The organism is uncultured Polaribacter sp., assembly GCF_947503855.1.
Lineage (GTDB): Bacteria > Bacteroidota > Bacteroidia > Flavobacteriales > Flavobacteriaceae > Polaribacter.
On sequence record NZ_CANNFF010000005.1, the window covers coordinates 178,756 to 199,693 of the forward strand.

19 protein-coding genes are annotated in these 20,938 nt (G+C 29.8%); 8 read left to right on the forward strand and 11 right to left on the reverse strand.

What is annotated here, in order from left to right; genetic code table 11:
* Window positions 1-149: 149 nt before the first annotated feature.
* The 3 genes from Q0662_RS05885 to Q0662_RS05895 all read right to left on the reverse strand — a co-directional run bounded on the left by Q0662_RS05885 (window position 150) and on the right by Q0662_RS05895 (window position 3,456).
* Window positions 150-1,544: a hypothetical protein gene (locus Q0662_RS05885; protein ID WP_298948025.1), complete on the reverse strand. Its 1,395-nt coding sequence runs from the start codon at window positions 1,542-1,544 to the stop codon at window positions 150-152.
* A gap of 7 nt (window positions 1,545-1,551) precedes the next feature.
* A complete protein-coding gene (locus Q0662_RS05890; protein WP_298948026.1) occupies window positions 1,552-2,385 on the reverse strand; it encodes a universal stress protein in 834 nt (277 codons plus the stop codon).
* Between the two features lie 69 nt (window positions 2,386-2,454).
* Entirely contained in the window at window positions 2,455-3,456 is a 1,002-nt protein-coding gene (locus tag Q0662_RS05895; RefSeq protein WP_298948027.1) for a glycoside hydrolase, read from the reverse strand.
* A 208-nt stretch (window positions 3,457-3,664) separates the two neighbouring features.
* Here Q0662_RS05895 and Q0662_RS05900 point away from each other — a divergent pair, with 208 nt between their 5' ends.
* The 7 genes from Q0662_RS05900 (at window position 3,665) to Q0662_RS05930 (ending at window position 12,154) form a co-directional block, all read left to right on the forward strand.
* Complete coding sequence (locus tag Q0662_RS05900) at window positions 3,665-5,014, forward strand: FAD/NAD(P)-binding oxidoreductase (protein WP_298948070.1); 1,350 nt, start codon at window positions 3,665-3,667, stop codon at window positions 5,012-5,014.
* A 3-nt stretch (window positions 5,015-5,017) separates the two neighbouring features.
* Window positions 5,018-6,640: a 4Fe-4S binding protein gene (locus Q0662_RS05905; protein ID WP_298948028.1), complete on the forward strand. Its 1,623-nt coding sequence runs from the start codon at window positions 5,018-5,020 to the stop codon at window positions 6,638-6,640.
* A 12-nt stretch (window positions 6,641-6,652) separates the two neighbouring features.
* Window positions 6,653-7,345: a glycosyltransferase family 2 protein gene (locus tag Q0662_RS05910; RefSeq protein WP_298948029.1), complete on the forward strand. Its 693-nt coding sequence runs from the start codon at window positions 6,653-6,655 to the stop codon at window positions 7,343-7,345.
* Entirely contained in the window at window positions 7,345-8,835 is a 1,491-nt protein-coding gene (locus tag Q0662_RS05915) for a cellulose synthase family protein (RefSeq protein ID WP_298948030.1), read from the forward strand. The genes Q0662_RS05910 and Q0662_RS05915 overlap by 1 nt, the downstream gene beginning before the upstream one ends.
* A gap of 203 nt (window positions 8,836-9,038) precedes the next feature.
* Window positions 9,039-10,247, forward strand: coding sequence for a mannosyltransferase (locus Q0662_RS05920; protein ID WP_367181290.1), 1,209 nt, complete (start codon window positions 9,039-9,041; stop codon window positions 10,245-10,247).
* A 65-nt stretch (window positions 10,248-10,312) separates the two neighbouring features.
* Window positions 10,313-11,341, forward strand: a complete 1,029-nt coding sequence (locus Q0662_RS05925) for a LacI family DNA-binding transcriptional regulator (protein ID WP_298948032.1) — start codon at window positions 10,313-10,315, stop codon at window positions 11,339-11,341.
* A 3-nt stretch (window positions 11,342-11,344) separates the two neighbouring features.
* Window positions 11,345-12,154, forward strand: coding sequence for an HAD family hydrolase (locus Q0662_RS05930; RefSeq protein WP_298948033.1), 810 nt, complete (start codon window positions 11,345-11,347; stop codon window positions 12,152-12,154).
* A 39-nt stretch (window positions 12,155-12,193) separates the two neighbouring features.
* Here the strand turns inward: Q0662_RS05930 and Q0662_RS05935 are convergent, their stop codons facing one another.
* Window positions 12,194-12,985 carry a DUF2797 domain-containing protein gene (locus tag Q0662_RS05935; RefSeq protein ID WP_298948034.1) on the reverse strand — a complete coding sequence of 264 codons (792 nt, stop codon included), beginning with the start codon at window positions 12,983-12,985 and terminating at the stop codon, window positions 12,194-12,196.
* Window positions 12,986-13,067: 82 nt separating this feature from the next.
* On the opposite strand from Q0662_RS05935, the gene Q0662_RS05940 reads away from it, so the two are divergent.
* Window positions 13,068-14,576: a GH3 auxin-responsive promoter family protein gene (locus Q0662_RS05940; RefSeq protein WP_298948035.1), complete on the forward strand. Its 1,509-nt coding sequence runs from the start codon at window positions 13,068-13,070 to the stop codon at window positions 14,574-14,576.
* A gap of 3 nt (window positions 14,577-14,579) precedes the next feature.
* Here the strand turns inward: Q0662_RS05940 and Q0662_RS05945 are convergent, their stop codons facing one another.
* From Q0662_RS05945 to Q0662_RS05975, 7 genes are all read right to left on the reverse strand, one after another.
* On the reverse strand, window positions 14,580-15,557 hold the full coding sequence (locus Q0662_RS05945) for a polyprenyl synthetase family protein (RefSeq protein ID WP_298948036.1): 978 nt from the start codon (window positions 15,555-15,557) through the stop codon (window positions 14,580-14,582).
* Between the two features lie 32 nt (window positions 15,558-15,589).
* The gene (locus tag Q0662_RS05950; RefSeq protein ID WP_298948037.1) at window positions 15,590-16,081 is read right to left on the reverse strand and encodes a hypothetical protein; all 492 of its coding nucleotides are present in this window, start codon (window positions 16,079-16,081) and stop codon (window positions 15,590-15,592) included.
* 31 nt (window positions 16,082-16,112) lie between these two features.
* Entirely contained in the window at window positions 16,113-17,150 is a 1,038-nt protein-coding gene (gene rlmN, locus Q0662_RS05955) for a 23S rRNA (adenine(2503)-C(2))-methyltransferase RlmN (RefSeq protein WP_298948038.1), read from the reverse strand.
* A 203-nt stretch (window positions 17,151-17,353) separates the two neighbouring features.
* A complete protein-coding gene (gene queA / locus Q0662_RS05960) occupies window positions 17,354-18,403 on the reverse strand; it encodes a tRNA preQ1(34) S-adenosylmethionine ribosyltransferase-isomerase QueA (protein ID WP_298948039.1) in 1,050 nt (349 codons plus the stop codon).
* Between the two features lie 73 nt (window positions 18,404-18,476).
* Window positions 18,477-19,706 carry a 3-phosphoshikimate 1-carboxyvinyltransferase gene (locus Q0662_RS05965; RefSeq protein WP_298948040.1) on the reverse strand — a complete coding sequence of 410 codons (1,230 nt, stop codon included), beginning with the start codon at window positions 19,704-19,706 and terminating at the stop codon, window positions 18,477-18,479.
* Window positions 19,707-20,348: 642 nt separating this feature from the next.
* Window positions 20,349-20,597 (reverse strand): hypothetical protein, encoded by a 249-nt coding sequence (locus Q0662_RS05970; RefSeq protein ID WP_298948041.1) that lies wholly within the window; start codon window positions 20,595-20,597, stop codon window positions 20,349-20,351.
* A 1-nt stretch (window position 20,598) separates the two neighbouring features.
* On the reverse strand, window positions 20,599-20,925 hold the full coding sequence (locus tag Q0662_RS05975) for a nucleotide pyrophosphohydrolase (protein ID WP_298948042.1): 327 nt from the start codon (window positions 20,923-20,925) through the stop codon (window positions 20,599-20,601).
* Window positions 20,926-20,938: the final 13 nt, after the last annotated feature.

Here is a 20,938-nt window from a genome sequence, read left to right on the forward strand (position 1 = left end):
TTGTTTTTAAAAGAACACAAAATTATTTTTAAATTAATTTAATTACCAAACTGGCTTGCGTTATAGATGCCATAGAGATTCTTTCGACTTTGCTATGATACTTTAAAAATTCATTAAAACGAATAAAAAACAGCTTTTAAGCAGAAGCATTATTGTGCTATAAAGGTATTTTGAATAATTAAATTGGCCCAATTATCGTTATCTAAACCAAAAACAGAAAATTTATATTCATCATCTAAAATTAAATCTGGTGGTGTACTTGTATGAATTTTAGTAGCCTCTATATTAGATTCGTTGTAATATTGAAAGGTTTTTTCTTTGGTAAATGTACCAGACAAAAAAGTATCACCATCTTTGGTTAGGGCATTTAAAAACAAGTTGGACAAATACGTACCTTCTTCCCAAGTAAAAAGTGGTTTTAAGGTTTCTGGATAAGTAATTTCCACAGTGGTTTTCCATTCTGTGGGTTGCGTGTTATTTTTGGTTTTTATCGGTTTAGATATGTATAAAACATTATCAACAATATAAGTTACCAAACACCAAACTTCGTCTGAAGATTCTTTGGTAAATCTTCTAAATTTATTACCTATATCTGCTTTGTCAGTTAAATTTCTTCTACTGTAATTTTTATAATCTGTTGGATCTACTGTAGTATTTTTTGTTTCGTAATATCTAAAGTCAAAAGAATTTTCTAAAGGGTAATAATAAATATAATTGGTAGTAGCATTGCCATTTGCTGTGGCCCCGAATGCAAAGGCTTCTGCAATCGTTTTATCTGAATTTGCGGCAACAAATTCTTCTAAATTTCTAGGTATAAACTGTTCTTGGATAATTAAATTCACCCAATTATCTTCACTTACACCCATTAATGTGAAATTATAAACTTCATCTTCTACCAATTCTTCAGGCTTGATGGTGTTGATGTTTAAGGTTATATTAGAAGTATCGTAAAATTGAAAGAATTTTTCTTCTGTATATGTTCCAGAAATAAAGTTATCTTCTTCATCTGTAATGACCTGAAAATAAACGTTATTTTCATTTATAGCACCATCTAACCAAGTAAAATTAGGCTCTGTAGTGGTTTTATAATTGATAGAAACATCATTTGTATACTGGGTAGATTTTGATGTATTTTGAAGATGTATAGGATTTGAAATATGCAAAACACCTTCTTTTACAAATGTTACCAAACACCAATTCTCTATATCACTAGACCGTGAAAAACGAGCCAATTTACCACCAAAAACACTTGTAGATGTTAAGCTTTGTCTTCTGTAATTAGAAAAATCGTTTTTAGCTAAAGCTGGGTCTGTAAGTTCATAATATCTAACATCTGTAGCACCTTCTTCTGGATAATAAAAAATATAACTAAGGTTCGTATTGCCAACTGCATTAGCGGCATAAGCAATAACACCTTCAGATTTAAAATCGGGGTTTTCATCTATATACTCTTGTAAACTTCTTGCCACTTGCACATCATTATCTTGTGAACAAGCAGTAATTAAAATTGCGAAAACAATGGTAAAAAACAGTTGTTTTATCATGTATAAATTAAATTTTAAAAGTCATAATTGGCAATGCTGCATGGTTAGATAAATCTTCAGAAATACTACCCGAAAAAATATGAGACAAACCAGTTCTACCATGCGTTGCTGTAGTAATTAAATCTGCACCAACAGCATTAGAAAAATTTAAAATTCCTTTTTCTATAGATCTTTCACATACAAAATTTACGTTTATTAACCTATCTGTATTGCCCTCTGCTTTCATTAAAAACTCGTGGGCTATAGCATCCATTTCTGGAGAAGTTTTAAAGTTTTCGTTTGGTAAATTTACATACAAAATATGTTTTTTAGCATTAAAAACATCTAATGTTTTTAACATGTTTTTAAAAGCTGGTATAGATTCTTCTGAAAAATCTGTAGCGTAAACAACATCTTTAAAATCAGTATCTTTTAATTCTTTTTTAACAACAAAAACGGGTACTTCAGAAAAACGAATTACCTTTTCTGTATTAGAACCCATAAAAAATTCTTTTAAGCCACTAACACCATGAGAACCCATTACAATTAAATCTGCATTTACTTCTTTAGCAACCTGATTTACTTCGCTAAAAATTTTATAATGCTTTATTAAGGGAACCACTTTTAGATCTTCTAAAAAATCTTTCTGTAAAAACTCTGAAATTTTTTTTTCTGCTAATTTTAAGAAAAAGACTGCTTTTTCTTGCTGATAACTTGGGCTTTCTGACAAGTTTACTTCTTGTATATCTAACATGTGTAAAGCTATTATGGTAGCATTTGTTTTTTTTGCTAATAGCGCAGCAGTTTTTAAAGCGTTTTCTGAATGTATTGAAAAATCTACAGGTACAATAATCTTTTTCATATTTTTTATTTTTGATATCTCTTCAAATTTAAAAACTTTTAAGATCTTAAAAGAAGACATTTATCATGTTTACTGTTGATACAGTTTTGTTAATAATTTTTCTGCAGGTTTATTTTGTGGTGTAAATCGGTTGTCTTTTTCACCCCCCACTCTTTCATGAGCATGAAACCATTTCCATACAAAACCTCCAGCAAACCAGTCTTCTTTCCAAAATTGATTGTGTATTGCTTGCAAAGCATTTACTTGTGCTTTAAGATTGATAGCGCCTCTAACTCTATTTGCTTCCCAAGGTTTTTTACCATTAAAATGGATACTTCTATAACCAAATTCTGTAAACAATACAGGTTTTTTGATTTTTTTTTGCAAGGTGATAATTTCTTTTTTATGTTCTTGCCAGCCTTCTTCAAAATCTTGAACAGTAGGTGTTTTGTTGTCTGATAACGGAAAATAGGCATCTATACCAATGTAATCTAGTTCGTTCCAAAAAGTGATCCTTTTAAATTCATCCCAATTAGCAGCATAGGTTAATTTACCTTTGTAAACAGCTCTAATTTGTTTGATTAATTTTCGCCAAAATTCTGGTCTGTTTTTTACAAATTGTTCTAACTCTGTACCTATACATAAAATTTCTGCTTTTAATTCTTTGGCAGCTTTTGCATAGGTTAAAATATAATCTTTATAGGAGTTTTCTAAAATTGTCCAGTTTTCTTCTGTAGTTGCTTTTAAATCGCCTGTAAAACCACCTCTTCTTAACCACATATGTGGTTTTACCATAAGTTTTACACCTTCTTTTTTAAATTCTTTGGCATATTGCAACAGTCCGTTTTTGGTTTCTCCAAACCATTCTCTGTTTGTATTAAACTCAACTTTAGGGTGTGCTATATTTCTTATAAAACTATAAGGCATCAAAGCAACATAATTGCTTTGTATTTTTAAAACAGGTGTGATATGTTTTTTACTAATAGAATCTCTAGAAGCTACAAAACTAACTCCGTTAATTTTTTTAGTTTGACTTTTACAAGAAAAACATAAAGCAGTTAGTACAATTAAAAAGATGTTTTTTATTTTCATAACATCCCTAAAAATACTTCTTTTTATTAAAACAAAGCTCTTAAACCAATGTTAAAACTTTGCTCTAAGCAAACTCAAATTCCTTTGATAAATGACATAAAAGTGTAAGAAAATTTATTTATAATGATTCTAAACTTAAAAAAAAACCGATTTCATTTTTAAGTTCTTAACTTTCGTTTCTACATAAGAGCAACAAGCAATCAAAATGATGGAACATATAGTAATAATTGGTAATGGTATTTCTGGCGTAACTACCGCTAGACATATTAGAAAAAATTCTAACAAGAAAATTACTATCATTTCTGGAGAAACAAAATACTTTTTTTCTAGAACAGCACTCATGTACATTTACATGGGACATATGAAATTTGAGCATACAAAACCTTATGAAAACTGGTTCTGGGAAAAAAATAATATAACACTAAAAAAAGGGGTTATTAACTCTGTAAATACTGCTAATAAATTACTTGCTTTTACCAATGGCGAAACAGTATCCTATGATAAATTAATAATTGCAACAGGTTCTAAACCCAATAAATTTGGTTGGCCTGGACAAGATTTAGAGGGTGTTATGGGCATGTATCATAAACAAGATTTAGAGAAATTAGAAAAATATGCCCCAAATAATAAAACTTGCAAAAGAGCTGTAATTGTAGGTGGTGGATTGATAGGAATTGAATTGGCAGAAATGTTACGCAGTAGAAACATACCAGTAACTTTTTTAGTGCGTGAAGATAGTTTTTGGAATGGGGTTTTACCTGCACAAGAATCAGCAATGATTAACAAACACATTAAAGAACATCATATAGATTTACGTTTAAGTAACAATTTAAAAGCAATTAAAGCTGATGAAAATGGACATGTAAAATCTGTTATTATTGAAGAAACTGGTGAAGAAATATTTTGTGATGTAGTAGGATTAACTGCAGGAGTAACACCCAATATCGATTTTTTAAAAAACAGTGATATTGAAACTAAAAAAGGTGTTTTAGTAAATCGTTTTTTAGAAACCAATATAAAAGATATTTATGCCATTGGCGATTGTGCAGAACAACAAAAAGCAATTGGACAGCGCAGAAATATTGAGGCTGTTTGGTATACAGGCCGTATGATGGGCGAAACTTTAGCACAAACAATTTGTGGAAACAAAACAGCATACAATCCTGGAAATTGGTTTAATTCTGCTAAATTTTTAGATATCGAATACCAAACCTATGGTTGGGTATTTAGTGAGAAAAACAAAAAAGAAAATGAACTGTACTTTCAATGGAAACATCCCAAAGAATATAAATGTATCACCATTTCTTTTGATAAAGACACCCATCAATTTTTAGGAATAAATACCTTTGGCATACGAATGCGACACGAAATTTTTGATAAATGGTTAACCGAAAAAAGGGCTATAGAACATGTTTTAGAATACTTAGCAGATGCTAATTTTGACCCTGAATTTTACAAATTGTACGAACCTCAAATAGTTGCAAAATTTAATAAAGAAAATAACAAAAAAATACAGCCAAAAAAGAAAAGCTGGAAAAGAATTTTTAGCAAAACATAAAATATGAAAGCAATTAAACATACTGGTTTTGTTCTTTTTTTAGTAGCCTTAACCATTTTTACAGGATCATTGTTTACAGGATCTTTTCAGTTATCTAAATCTGAATTAGATGCTTTTTTAAAGGAAAAAAATTACAAAAGCACAGTTATTAGAGGTGCTTTAGAAGATGCTGTAATAACAGATAAAAAACTTACTATTTTTAAATTTTCTGCTAGAGTTAGAAAAGCGTATGAAAAATCAAACAGCTATTATGACGCTTTAATTACTAAATATAATGCGGCAAAAAATTGGGACAAAAAAGGAGAACAATATCAATATAAAATATACGGAAAACCACACACACTCAGTTATACTTTAGCCAAAAAGGCCGGTAGGGGTTTTGTAAAAGAAAACGCTAGTTTAATATGGTTTTTAACTTTTGGCTTTGGTATGATTGGTGCTTTGTTATTTATGTTACCAAACTTAATCTTATTAGGAAAACCTGGCATTAAAAACAATCATATTTATCATAATTCTGCAACCAACAGAGGTTTTGTGGCGTGGTTAGTGCTTATTTATTTGGTGGCTTTTTACTTACTACTTTATTTTAAACCAGATTATGTAGTAAACTGGACGTACATTTTAGACCCAATTAGTAATTTTTTAAATGGTGGTGATGCCTCTCAATGGTTTGTCTATGGATTTTTGTACTGTACAATAATGGTAACCATGGGAGTTAGAATGTACATTAAATATCGCCATAATAAATATCAAATTATTAGAACTACCTCTGTACTTTTTTTTCAAATTGTATTTGCTTTTTTAATTCCAGAAATTATGACCAGTTTAAACATGCCTGGTTACGATTTTAAAAATGCATTTCCTTTAGATTACGATTTCTTTTTTGAATGGAATTTAGACACCTTAACCTCTAGTGGAAAAATTGGACTTTTTATATTGATTTGGGGTATTGTTTTAACCTTAATTATTGTACCAGTTATGGTCTATTTTTTCGGAAAAAGATGGTACTGTTCTTGGGTTTGTGGTTGTGGTGGTTTAGCAGAAACTTTGGGAGACCCTTACAGGCAACATTCAAACAAAAGCGTAAATGCATGGAAATTAGAGCGCTGGCTAATACATTCTGTATTGGTGTTTTCTTTAGTAATGACTGTAGTAACATTGTATTGTTATTTTTCTGGAACAACCTCTTTTATCGGAATCAATTCTCAATGGATTAAAGATACCTATAGCTTTTTAATTGGAGCCTGGTTTGCAGGTGTAATTGGCACAGGGTTTTATCCCATTTTTGGAAACAGAGTTTGGTGTAGATTTGGTTGTCCGTTAGCTGCTTATTTAGGATTGGTACAACGCTTTAAATCTCGCTTTAGAATTACCACCAATGGTGGCCAATGTATTTCTTGTGGAAATTGTTCTACGTATTGCGAGCAAGGAATTGATGTTAGAGCCTATGCACAAAAGGGTGAAAATATTGTGCGTTCTAGTTGTGTGGGTTGTGGTATCTGTTCTGCAGTTTGCCCGAGAGGTGTTTTAAAATTAGAAAATGGTCCCGAAGAAGGAAGAATAAACCCAACAGAAATTTTGTTAGGTAATGATGTAGATTTAATGAATTTTGTGAATAAAAAATAATATTTTAAGACAATGAAACCAATTGTTAATGTAATAATACCTGCTTTTAACGAGCAAGACTCTATAGGGAACGTAATTGCAGATCTTCCAAAATTTGTGGATGAAGTTATAGTTGTAAATAACAAATCTACAGATAAAACCAAAGAAAACGCAACAAAAGCTGGAGCAACAGTTTTAACAGAAGAGAGAAAAGGCTATGGTTACGCCTGTTTAAAAGGGATGGATTACATCGCAAAAAAAGAGGTTAAACCTACCATTGTTGTTTTTTTAGATGGGGATTACTCTGATTATCCAGAACAATTGACAACTTTAATACAACCTATTATAGAAAACAATATAGATTTTGTAATTGGTGCACGCATTAAAAAATTACGTGAAAATGGTTCTATGACACCACAACAAGTTTTTGGTAATTGGTTAGCTACTTTTTTAATGAAATTATTTTTTAATGCAAAATTTACAGATTTAGGTCCTTTTAGAGCTATTAAATACCAAAGATTATTAGACCTAAATATGCAAGATAAAACATATGGTTGGACAGTAGAAATGCAATTAAAAGCCTTAAAACAAAAATTAACCTATACAGAAACACCTATGAAATACAGAAATAGAATTGGAGTTTCTAAAGTTTCAGGAACTGTAAAAGGTTCTATATTTGCAGGAATTAAAATTTTAAGTTGGATTTTTAAATACAGTTTCAAATAATGGTTCTAGAGTACATTATCATTATCATCTATTCTCTCTCTTTACTGCTAATTTTTATGTATGCATTAGCACAATTAAACTTGCTTATTAACTACTTAAAAGCAAGAAAAAAAGTAGATACTTCTGTAAAATTTGATTTATCCAATCCAAAAGAAATTCCTTTTGTAACCATACAGCTACCTGTTTATAACGAGTTGTATGTAATGAAACGTTTGTTAAAAAATATTGCTAAATTAGAATATCCTAAGGGTAAATTAGAAATACAAGTTTTAGACGATTCTACAGACGAATCTATAGAAACCACAGCAAAACACATTAAAAAGATACAAGAAAAAGGCATTGATATACAACATATTAGAAGAACGAATAGAAAAGGTTTTAAAGCAGGCGCTTTAAAAGAAGGTTTAAAAACTGCAAAAGGAGAATTTATAGCCATTTTTGACGCCGATTTTCTTCCAAAAAAAGATTGGTTGCTACAAACCATTCCTTACTTTAAAGACGATAAAATTGGTGTGGTTCAAACACGCTGGGGACATATCAACAGAAATTATTCTACCTTAACAAAAATTCAAGCTTTTGCTTTAGACGCTCATTTTACATTAGAGCAAGTTGGAAGAAATAGCCAAGGCCATTTTATAAATTTTAATGGAACTGCTGGTGTTTGGCGTAAAAAATGTATTTACGATGCTGGTAATTGGGAAGGAGATACATTAACAGAAGATCTAGATTTAAGTTATAGAGCTCAATTAAAAAAATGGAAATTTAAGTATTTAGAAAATGTAGAAACTCCTGCAGAATTGCCTGTAATAATAAGCGCAGCAAGATCACAACAATTTAGGTGGAACAAAGGTGGTGCAGAAAATTTTCAAAAAATGATGAAACGTGTTGTCAAAAGCAAAAATGTTTCATTTAAAACTAAAATACATAGTTTACTTCACTTGCTAAATAGTTCTATGTTTACTTTTATTTTTTTAGTAGCAGTACTAAGCATCCCTATGTTATATATTAAAAATGAATATGCGCACTTAAAAATGTATTTTTATGTTATGAGCTTTTTTGTCATTAGCTCTTTAATATTTTTTATTTGCTATTGGGTTATGTACAAAAGCATTTATGGTGGTGGTATTAAAAACTTCTTTAAATATATTGGTGCATTTTTTACCTTTTTTTCAATTGCAATGGGCTTTTCTTTACACAATACTATTGCCGTTTTAGAAGGGCATTTTGGTAAAAAAAGTGAGTTTGTAAGAACACCAAAATTTAATATTAAAACCGTAAAAGACGGCTGGAAAAACAACAAATACATTAAAAAGAAACCCTCTCTAAATGTGATTTTAGAAGGTATTTTAGCATTGTATTTTGTATTTGGTATGTATAGCGCTTTTATAGTGGGCACACAAGGTGGAGATTTTGGTTTATTCCCTTTCCATTTTATGTTATTTATTGGCTTTGGTTATGTTTTTTTAAAATCGATTTTTTCTAAAGCATAATGACTATTCTAAAACAAAATAGCCAATATTTAGCCATTTTTTTCAGTATTATTACCTATTTTTTTTTCGCCTATTTCTTAGAAAGAACTCAGTTTTATACCTTTTCTTTTCTTTGGCTTTTTTTATTTGGATGTTTTTATGCAATCATAAAAAACAAGCATATTTCTTTTAAGAATTTAGTGGGAATTAGCATTTTGTTTCGATTGATATTTTTATTTGCAGTACCCCGTTTATCACAAGATTTTTATCGTTTTATTTGGGATGGCCGCATGATTTTAGAAGGTTTTAATCCTTACTTATCTTTACCTGAAACATTTATACAACAAAACTTAAAACCTATTACAGATACTAATATATTGTATGCAGGAATGGGGGAGTTAAATGGAAGTCATTATACCAATTACCCGCCTTTAAACCAGCTGTGTTTTTTTATTGCTGCACTTTTTGCTAGTAAAAGTATTTTTGGTTCTGTAATTATTTTAAGAATCTTTATCATTTTAGCAGATATTGGTATTTTATATTTTGGAAAAAAAATATTAGAAAATTTAAAATTGCCTGTTAAAAACATCTTTTGGTATATTTTAAATCCTTTTGTTATTTTAGAAATGACAGGTAATTTGCACTTTGAATCTGTAATGCTGTTTTTCTTAGTTTTTGCATTGTATAAATTGTATCAAAGAAAATGGATTTTTGCAGCCTTATTGTTGGCCTGCTCTATTTCTGTAAAGTTAATTCCCTTATTATTTTTACCTTTATTTTTTAAGTGGTTTACAAAATATTTTCCCGCCTATGGAGATCATAGTACTCTGTCTGTTCGAGCGCAATCGAGAACTAAAAAACAGCTTATTAATTTTAAAGGCGTTTTAAAATTAGCGGGGTTTTATATTATTATTATAAGTACAACCATCATTTTATTTTTACCTTTTTATTCTTTAGAATTATTTACAAACTATACAAACTCTGTAGGTTTATGGTTTAGAAGCTTTGAGTTTAATGCAAGTTTTTACTATTTATTTAGAGAAATTGGTTACCTCTTTAGAGGTTATAATGAAATTGCCATTATTGGAAAAATAACGTCTATATTAACTATTTTGTTTTTAATTATTCTAACATTCTTTAGAAAAAAAAATTCTTTTAAACAACTCATTACAACTTTATTATTCGGGTTGTGTTTTTATTATTTTACAGCTACAACCGTACATCCTTGGTACTTGGCAACACCTTTAATTTTGTCTGTTTTTACTAAATATAAATTTCCAGTTGTTTGGACATTAGTTATCTTTTTAAGTTATCAAGCCTATGCAAATGAGCCTTGGCAAGAAAATTTATGGTTTGTATTTGCAGAATATTTACTCCTGTTTTCTTTTTTATGTTTCGAAATTTATCAATCTTACAATTTAAAGAAATTGTAAATAAATTTACTTAACTCCCTTTTTTAAGCACTTTTTTGTATTTTAGTACTTATTTTTAATATTTTATGAAAAGACTTACTATAAAAGACATAGCTAAAGAATTTAATGTTTCTATTTCTACAGTATCTAAAGCGCTAAATGATAGTTATGAGATAAGTGTAAGCACCAAAGAAAAAATACAGAAATTTGCAAAAGAGAACAATTACAAGCCAAATTTTAATGCACTTAGCTTAAAAAACAGGCAAACAAAAACCATTGGTATTATCATACCAAACATGTTAAATTACTTTTTTGCGCAAGTTTTTAATGGTATAGAAAAAGTTGCCAACGAAAAAGGCTACAAAATAATTTCTTGTATTTCTAACGAATCTCATACCAAAGAAGTAGAAACTATGGAAATGCTTTCTAACGGAAGTATAGATGGCTTTATACTTTCTATGGCAGAAGAAACCGTTTTAAAAAACAACTTTAAACATTTTGATGAAATATTACAAAACGGTACACCTATAGTAATGTTTGATAGAGTAGCAGAATCTATAAATTGCGATAAAGTAATCACAGATGATTTTAAAGGCGCTTCTAAAACCGTAAAATATTTAGCAAAATCTGGTAGTAAAAATATTGCTTTTATATCTACCATTAGTAATTTAAAAGTGGGTAAAAAAAGACACCAAGGCTATTTAAAAGGTTTAGAAAAAGCAGGCTTACCAATAAATAATAACTTAATAATTAACATATTAGAAGAAGATTACAAAAAATACGAAAGTATTTTAACACCTATTTTTAATGATAATGAAATAGATGCTGTAATAACTACAGACGAATCTTCTGCAATTGCAGCTATGAAGGTAGCACAGAAAAAAGGTCATAAAGTACCAGAAAACTTTGCTGTAGTTTCCTTTTCAAATGGTATTTTAGCAAGACATTCTAGTCCTAAATTAACAACAGTAAGCCAGCATGGAGAACAAATGGGCGAAACTGCTGCAGAACTATTAATAAATAGATTAGAAGACAAATCCGAAGAAGAACCAGAACACAAAACTATAATTATTAAAACAGATTTGGTAGAACGTAACTCTACGAAAAAGTCTTAATTAATGAACCTACAAAACGTACAATTGGTAGTTTCTGATATGGATGGAACACTACTAAATTCTAAAGGTGAAGTTAGCAATCAGTTTTTTAATCTTTTTAAAAAATTACAACAACAAAATATACATTTTTGTGCAGCTAGCGGTAGACAATACAATAGTATTGTAGATAAATTAGCCTCTATAAAAGATGATATTTATGTGATTGCAGAAAATGGTGGTATTGCCAAGAAAGGAACCCAAACATTACTTTCTAACTTTTTAAATAACGATAAAATAGTAAATATTATTCCTATTTTAAGAAATATAAAAGACACAAACATTGTGCTTTGTTCAGAAAAAAAAGCTTTTATAGAAAGTAAAGACACCAAGTTTATCACTCTTTTTCAAGAGTATTATCATAGCTATACAATTGTAGATGATTTGATGGAAGTAGCAAAAAATACACCTATTTTAAAAATTGCTATGTACCATTTTTCATCTTCAGAAGAATACATTTATCCTAAAATTAAACATTTAAAAAACGAATACTTAATAAAAGTTTCTGGGCAAAATTGGTTAGATATTTCTGATGATAAAGCCAACAAAGGAAATGCTTTAAGAGAAGTTCAGAAAATATTAAATGTTACCAAAGAGCAAACCCTTGTTTTTGGAGATTATCATAATGATATAGAAATGTTACAAGAAGCCAATTTTTCTTTTGCCATGAAAAATGCGCATAAAGACATTACAAAAATTGCAAATTATAGCACAGCTAGTAACAACGATTTGGGTGTAGAAAAAATTTTAGAAAAGTTAATTGAATGTAGCCGTTAATTACTGTTTTTTTTCTATTCTTATTATCAAACAAAAAAGTTACACCTCTATTGCAACCACCAAGCCTTCATTACTTCGAATATTAAAAACAGTTTCATCTTCAAAAATTAAATACTGACCTTTTATACCCATTAATGTACCCTTATAAGAAGGTGTTTTTTCTAAATTTAAACTTTTAGGTTTTAGTGGATATTTTTTTACAGGAAAATTTAAGTTCGTTTCAGAATTGTTATTTATATAATATTCTTTAGCTTCTTCTGGTATATATTGGGCTAACTTATTACGCCATTCTACCAAATTTTGGTCTTCAATATCATTTTTTAACATTTTGCGCCAGTTGGTTTTATCTGCTACATATTCTTTTAGAGCAACTTCTGTAATTCCTGCTAAATATCTATTGGGCACTTCTACAATTTCGATGGCTTCGTGTGCACCTTGATCTATCCACCTTGTAGGTACTTGTGTTTTTCTTGTTACCCCTACTTTTACATTACTAGAATTAGCTAAATACACAATATGTGGTTGTAATTGCACTGATTTTTCATATGCCAAATCTCTATCTTCTTGGTCTAAATGAGCTGTACTTAATTCGGGTCTCATAATCCAATCTCCAGCAGAAGGAATATCAAAAAAACAAGACTTACAAAAACCTTGTCTGTAGATTTTTTTTTCTAAATGACAGTTTAAACACTCATATCCCACAAATTTTAGGGTAATATTTTTATCTATTAACTGATTCATATTTAAAAAATCAGTTTTCATGTCTAAATAGTACTGAATTTCAGCCGCATTTTCAGTCATCATTTTTTTTAAAACTCCTTGGTAAATCATCTCACAAATTTTAGTATTTTTAAGTTTCAGTATTAAATGTTGTATAGCTCTAAATCGAAACTAAACAAACTTACGAATTTCTATGGCTTTTCAGATTATCAATTCTATAATTTCTTGGTTTTTAAAGAAACGAAAACATCAAATTGAATTGTTTTTAAAATATCCTGAAGATGTACAAAATGAATTGCTTTTAAAATTATTAAACAAAGCTAAAAACACAAAACTTGGTAAGGAAAAGGAATTTGCATCAATAAAAAATTATAAAGATTTTACTGTAAAAGTACCGATACAAAAATATGAAACGTTTGAACCGTTGATAGAACGTTGCAGAAAAGGAGAACAAAATATTTTTTGGCCATCAGACATTAAATGGTTTGCAAAATCTAGTGGCACTACCAACGCAAAAAGTAAATTTATACCTGTTTCTGACGATGCACTTGAGTATTGCCACATGAAAGCTGGTAAAGATATGTTGTGTTGGTACATTAACAACAATCCGAAAACGCAACTATTTACAGGTAAAGGTTTGCGTTTAGGTGGAAGCTCAGAAGTATATCAAGACAATGGTTCTTACTTTGGAGATTTGTCTGCCATTATTATAGAAAATATGCCTTTTTGGGCAGATTTTAGCTCTGCCCCAAGTCAAGAAGTTGCTTTAATGAGCAATTGGGAAACCAAAATGGATGCCATTATTGATGAAACCATCAACGAAAATATTACCAGTTTAGCAGGTGTACCAAGTTGGATGTTGGTTTTGTTAAATAGAGTTTTAGAAAGAACTGGAAAAGATAATATTTTAGAGGTTTGGCCTAATTTAGAGGTCTATTTTCATGGTGGGGTTAACTTTAACCCTTACAGAGAACAATACAAAAAAATGATTCCTAAAAAGGAGTTTAAGTATTACGAAATTTACAATGCCTCTGAAGGTTTTTTTGCAATTCAAGATAGAAACCATTCTAAAGAATTACTATTAATGTTAGATTATGGTATTTTTTATGAATTTATTCCTATGAGCGATTATAATGGAGAAAACTCTAAAACCATTCCTCTTTCTGAGGTAAAAAAAGACATCGATTATGCTTTGATAATTACTACAAATGGTGGTTTGTGGCGTTATTTAATTGGTGATACCATTCGTTTTACTTCTTTAGATCCTTATCGAATAAAAATTACAGGACGCACCAAACATTATATTAATGTTTTTGGTGAAGAACTAAACATAGAAAATGTAGAAGATGCCTTAAAAATGGCTTGCGAAAAGACATCTGCAACGATTTCTGATTATACTGTGGGACCTATTTTTATGAGTGGCAAAGAAAAAGGTAGCCATGAATGGATTATAGAATTTAACAATAAACCAGATTCTATGGGCTATTTTACAGAAGTTCTAGACAATGCCTTAAAATCTATAAATTCTGATTATGAAGCAAAACGTTATTTAAATATAACTTTAATGCCACCAAAAGTACACCAAGCAAAACAGGGTTTATTTTACAGTTGGTTAAAGAAAAAGAACAAATTAGGTGGCCAACACAAAGTACCTCGTTTATCTAATACCAGAGATTTTTTAGAAGAACTTTTAGAGTTGTAAAGTTTATATTTTTCTCTCTACAACATAATCTATCATAGTAACTAAAGATTTTTTATAGTCGGTTTCTGGAAAGTCATTTAAAATTGCCAATGCTTTTTTTCTATAATCATACATTTGCGCAACTGTGTATTCTATACCTCCATTTTCTTTTACAAAAGCAATTACTTCTTTAACCCTTTCTTTGTTTTTGTTGTGCTTTTTTATAGAATTGATTAACCAAGCTTTTTCCTTTTTAGAACAGGTATTTAACGAGTGTATCAATGGTAAGGTCATTTTTTGCTCTTTAATATCTATCCCTGTTGGTTTTCCTATTTTGGCATCAGAGTAGTCAAACAAATCGTCTTTTATTTGAAAAGCAATCCCAATATATTCGCCAAACTTTCTCATTTGCTGAATGGTATCTTGATTTGCACCTACAGATGCAGCACCAATACCACAACAAGCTGCAATTAAAGTAGCTGTTTTTTTTCTAATAATATCAAAATAAATAGCTTCTGTGATGTCTAATTTTCTAGCTTTTTCAATTTGAAGCAATTCCCCTTCACTCATTTCTCTAACAGCGATAGAAATTAGTTTTAAAAGGTCAAAATCTTCATTATCTATAGACAACAATAATCCTTTTGAAAGCATAAAATCTCCTACTAAAACTGCAATTTTGTTTTTCCAAAGTGCATTTATAGAGAAAAAATCTCTTCTTCTATTACTATCATCAACAACATCATCGTGCACTAAAGTGGCTGTATGTATTAATTCTACAACAGAAGCACCTCTGTAAGTACGTTCATCAAAACCACCATTAGAAACCATTTTTGCTACTAAAAAAACAAACATCGGCCGCATTTGTTTTCCTTTTCTACGAACAATATAATAGGTAATCCTATTTAAGAGCGGTACTTTAGAAAGCATAGAATCTTTGAACTTTTTCTCAAAGAGTTCCATTTCGTTTTTAATGGGAAGTTTTATGAATTCTATGGGTTTCATTTATTCTAAATCTAGTTAATTTTTAAAATATTCTAAAGTATATATCTAACACCAAAAACTAAAACAACTGGAGAAATATTTATCTGCAAACTAAATCTTTTAGAAGTCTTATAATCTAGTATAAAACCTCCAGATAAATTTATAGGACCAGAATATAAAAATGTATTTCTAAAAGGAATACCACTTACATTTTGCAGTTTTCCATCGTAACCATACATAAGTCCTAAACCATATATGAAAGATAATTTTTTAAACAATGGTATTTCTCTTTTATATAAGGCTAAAATTGTTAAATCTTCGTAAGAGTTTTTAAAAGCAGCGATTTCAAAACTTTTATAATTATAACCAACATAGTAGGTATCAACAATGCTTCCATCTTTTGTATGAACACCAATTGGAAGAAATTTTATTGAAGTCTCTAACTCTTTACCTTTTAATAGTTGCCAAAAAGATTTTTTTTCTTCTTGAGATTTTACACTTAAAGTAATAAAAAGTAAAATAGTGGTAATAATTAATCTTTTCATAATTTTATTTTTCCTTCAAAAATATAAAAGTTTAGCTTTTATTTGCCAATTGTCCACATGCTGCATCTATATCTTTACCTCTAGAGCGTCTTACATTTACGGTAATATCATGCATTTCTAAATTAGAAATGTAATTATTTAACGCTGCATTACTTGCTTGTTGAAATTGCCCATCATCTATTGGATTGTACTCTATTAAATTTACTTTGCAGGGTACATATTTACAAAAATCTACTAAAGCTTTAATATCTTCTTTTCCATCATTAATATCTTGCCAAACAACATATTCGTAAGTAATGGCTCTTTTAGTTTTTTCATACCAATATTCTAAAGATTCGCGTAAATCTTGTAAAGGAAAATTAGTGTTAAATGGCATTATAGACGTTCTAACTTCATCAATTGCAGAGTGTAAGGAAACAGCTAAATTAAATTTTACTTCTTCATCTGCCATTTTTTTTATCATTTTTGGCACACCAGAAGTAGATACTGTTATTCTTTTTGATGACATTCCTAAACCTTCAGGAGAAGTTATCATTTCTATAGATTTTAAGACATTTTTATAGTTCATTAAGGGCTCTCCCATTCCCATAAAAACAATATTAGTAAGTTTATGGTTATGATACAACCTGCTTTGTTTGTCTATAACTACAACTTGATCGTAAATTTCATCTGGATTTAAATTACGCATTCTTTTTAAACGTGCTGTTGCACAAAACTTACAATCTAAACTGCACCCTACTTGACTAGAAACACAAGCAGTAGTTCTTTTTTCTGTAGGAATTAGCACAGACTCCACAACCAAACCATCGTGTAATTTTATACCATTTTTGATAGTCCCATCTTTACTTTTTTGCATAGAATCTACCTTAATATGGTTGATTACAAAATTAGCTTCTAACATTTCTCTGGTTTCTTTAGAAATGTTGGTCATGTCTTTAAAAGTGTGCAAAGATTTACTCCAAAGCCATTCATAAACTTGGTTTCCACGAAAAGCTTTGTCTCCATTTTCTACAAAAAAAGTTCTTAGCTGTTCTTTTGTAAGTGCCCTTATGTCTCTCTTATTCGTCAAGTTGTATTATTTGGTTCTAATAAAATTACGTTTGCAAAAATACATATATATTTTTGATGTTTTTAGAGATACAGCATAAGTGTGTAAACATTAACATTATCTCAAATTTTTTTATTTTAAAACTAAAATGGTTCATGAAAATCCATAAAAAAACTGACAATTTTTCAATTGTCAGTTTTGTAAATATTTCTAAATCTTGCTGATTAAATAATTAACATTGCATCTCCATAGGTAGAAAACCTATAGCCTTCTTTTACAGCTACTTTGTAAGCTTCCATTAAAAAGTCGTAACCAGCAAATGCTGCGGCTTGCATCATTAAGGTAGACTTTGGTGCATGAAAATTGGTAATCATACTATTAGCAATACTAAAATCGTAAGGAGGAAAAATAAATTTATTGGTCCAGCCTTCAAAAGCATTTAATTGCTGATTAGACGACACCGAAGACTCTACAGTTCTCATCACAGTAGTACCTACAGCGCAAATTCTTCTTTTTTCTGCTTTTGCTTCGTTAATTCTTTTTGCAGCAATTTCTGGAATGATAATTTGTTCAGAATCCATTTTGTGTTTAGACAAATCTTCTACTTCTACAGAACTAAAAGTACCTAAACCAACGTGTAAAGTCATTTCTGCAAAATCTACTCCTTTAATTTCTAAGCGCTTTAATAAGTGTTTAGAAAAGTGTAAACCTGCTGTTGGTGCAGCAACTGCGCCTTGGTGTTTTGCAAAAATTGTTTGATAACGTTCTTCATCAGAAGGTTCTACATCTCTGTCTATTTCTTTCGGTAAAGGTGTTTCGCCTAATTCTAATAATTTTGCTCTAAATTCTTCGTAAGAACCATCGAATAAGAAACGTAAAGTTCGTCCTCTAGAGGTTGTATTATCTATAACTTCTGCAACTAAACTATCATCTTCTCCAAAAAACAACTTGTTACCAATTCTAATTTTTCTTGCCGGATCTACTAAAACATCCCACAACCTGTTTTCTGCATTTAATTCTCTTAATAAGAAAACTTCTATTCTTGCACCTGTTTTTTCTTTGTTTCCAAACATTCTAGCAGGAAAAACTTTGGTATTGTTTAACATCATTACATCACCTTCATCAAAGTAATTAATAACCTCTTTAAACAATTTGTGCTCTATAGTACCCTCTTTTTTGTTTAACACCATTAAACGAGATTCATCTCTATGTTCTGCAGGGTATTTTGCTAATAATTCTTGTGGTAACTCGAATTCGAAGTTTGATAATTTCATAAATATATTTTATTATAAAAGCTGCAAAGATACGATATCGAAATAGGCGTTGTCAAGTGTTTGCCTGTTTAATTTACAGTTTATCTATTTTAATACCAATTTGTTGCATATTTTCCCAAAAATTTTGAAACGATTTTGTAACCACTTCTGCATTTAAAATTTTGATAGGAACTTTTAAAGCCAAAGGTGCAAAAGCCATAGCCATTCTATGATCATTATACGTTTTTACACCAATATTTGTAATAATTTCTGATGATTTTTCTAAATATAAACTCTTATCTGTTACAGAAATACGAGCGCCTAATTTTGTTAATTCTGCTTTTAAAGCCTCTAACCTATCTGTTTCTTTGATTTTTAAGGTATGTAAGCCTGTTAAATTACAAGAAATGCCCTCAGAAAAACAGGTTACTGCAATGGTTTGAGCAATGTCTGGTGCATTTTTTAAATCGATTTCTAGGGTGTCTTTTAGGGTTTCTTTTTCTTTTTTTAGGATAATAAAATTATCACCAAAAGAAGTTGTTACCCCAAAATGTTGGTAAATTTCTACCAAACAAGAATCGCCTTGTAAGCTTTCTTGTTTATAAGCTGATAGTTGAATGGAAGAACCGAGTTCTGCAGAAGCAATAATCGAATAAAAATAACTTGCAGAAGACCAATCTGACTCTACAACTACGGTTTGTTTTTTTATGGATGTTTTTGGTGATACTTTAATAACATTTCCACTAAAAGTAGCATCAATATTTAGTTGATGTAACAAACTTATGGTCATGTTTATATATGGTATAGAAGTAATATCACCCAACAACTCTATCGTTAAACCATTTTCTAATTTTGAGGCAATTAATAGTAAAGATGAAATGTATTGGCTACTTACATTTCCGTTAATCTGAACCTTATTTTTAGTAATTTTTGTTCCTTTAACTCTAATAGGTGGATAGCCAGTTTTGGCTTCGTAAGAAATTTCTGCACCCAAATCTTTTAAAGCATTTACTAAAATTTCTATGGGTCTGTTTTGCATTCTTTCAGAACCCGTTAAAACCACTTCTCTACCTTCTTTTACAGCAAAATATGAAGTTAAAAAACGCATTGCTGTACCTGCATGACCAATATCTACTATTTCTTTATTTGTAGAAAGTGCATGTTGCATGTGTACAGAATCGTCTGAATCTGATAAATTTTTAATTGAAATTTCTGGAAATAAGTTTTGTAAAATCAGTAATCTATTCGATTCACTTTTAGAACCAGAAATAATTATTTCTTCCTTTATTTTTTTATCCTTTAAAACATTTAACAATATGTCCATTCTAAAAACTGATTTTAATTCTTATTTTAAATTTTAATACAACAACTTACCATGATGAAAAACTACTTTTTATGGCATTTTGTTTGCTAATTTCTGCAAACGCCAAAGTTAATGCACAAAAAAAATCTACCAAAGTTTCTAACGAATATTTTAGCGAGGTAAAATAGCGAAATATTGAACCCTTTAGAGGTGGTAGAAGTGCTGCTGATACTGGGGCTTCTGGTAAAGCCAATCTTTTTTATATGGATTCTACTGGTGGTGGTGTTTGGAAAACCACAGATGCAGGGAACACTTGGCAGAATATTTCTAATGTATTTTTTGGTGGGCATCTTTAAGTGGCGCAATAACTTTATCAGGTAATTACAAAGTTAAATTGGCTGTGAAAGAAACCAAAATGACTAATAATTTTAATATTTTGAGAAACCCAACTTTTGAAGCCACAGAAAATGATATGAAAGTACCAAAGAAATAAATGCTGAATTGGTAACATTAAATGCACTATTTGTAAATGGTGTAAAAATACTAAATCAACAAGTAAAAGAGAGCTGTATTGGTTTGATTCAGCTAGATTAACAATTATAATACCTGTTAAAGTATAGTCTAAAAATTTACCACTTTTTCTATTGCGTTCAAATGGACAAGTTACTTCATTTTTTTATTGGTAACCCAAATACCATAAAAAGTACTAATTACTACCTTTAAACCCCAAAAACTTTTCCATTTTCCGTTGGCAAAATTGGTGGTATTTACTTTTGCAAAATCACCAGCAAAAATATCGCGCCAACTATTCATAAATAAAGAAATTAAGGTTACTAGTATAAAAAAAGGAATGGCAACTTTTGCAAAGTTTTGCCAAAATGAGGGTTGTTTTATTTTTTGTAAAAAAGTCATTTTATTTTAATTTTTGGTTGTTTTGATGACGATTGTGATCTCTTTTTGTTTTAACATCTAATTTTTTCTCAAATGCATCTTGTAAGTTTATTCCTGTTTGATTTGCCAAACACAATACTACAAAAACAACATCTGCCAATTCTTCTCCTAAGTCTTTATTTTTATCAGATTCTTTTTCGCTTTGTTCTCCATAACGTCTTGCAATAATTCTTGCCACTTCGCCAACTTCTTCTGTTAATTGCGCCATGTTTGTAAGTTCGTTAAAGTAACGAACTCCATGATTTTTAATCCAATCGTCTACTTGTTTTTGTGCGTTTTTTATGTTCATGTTTGTAAGTTTT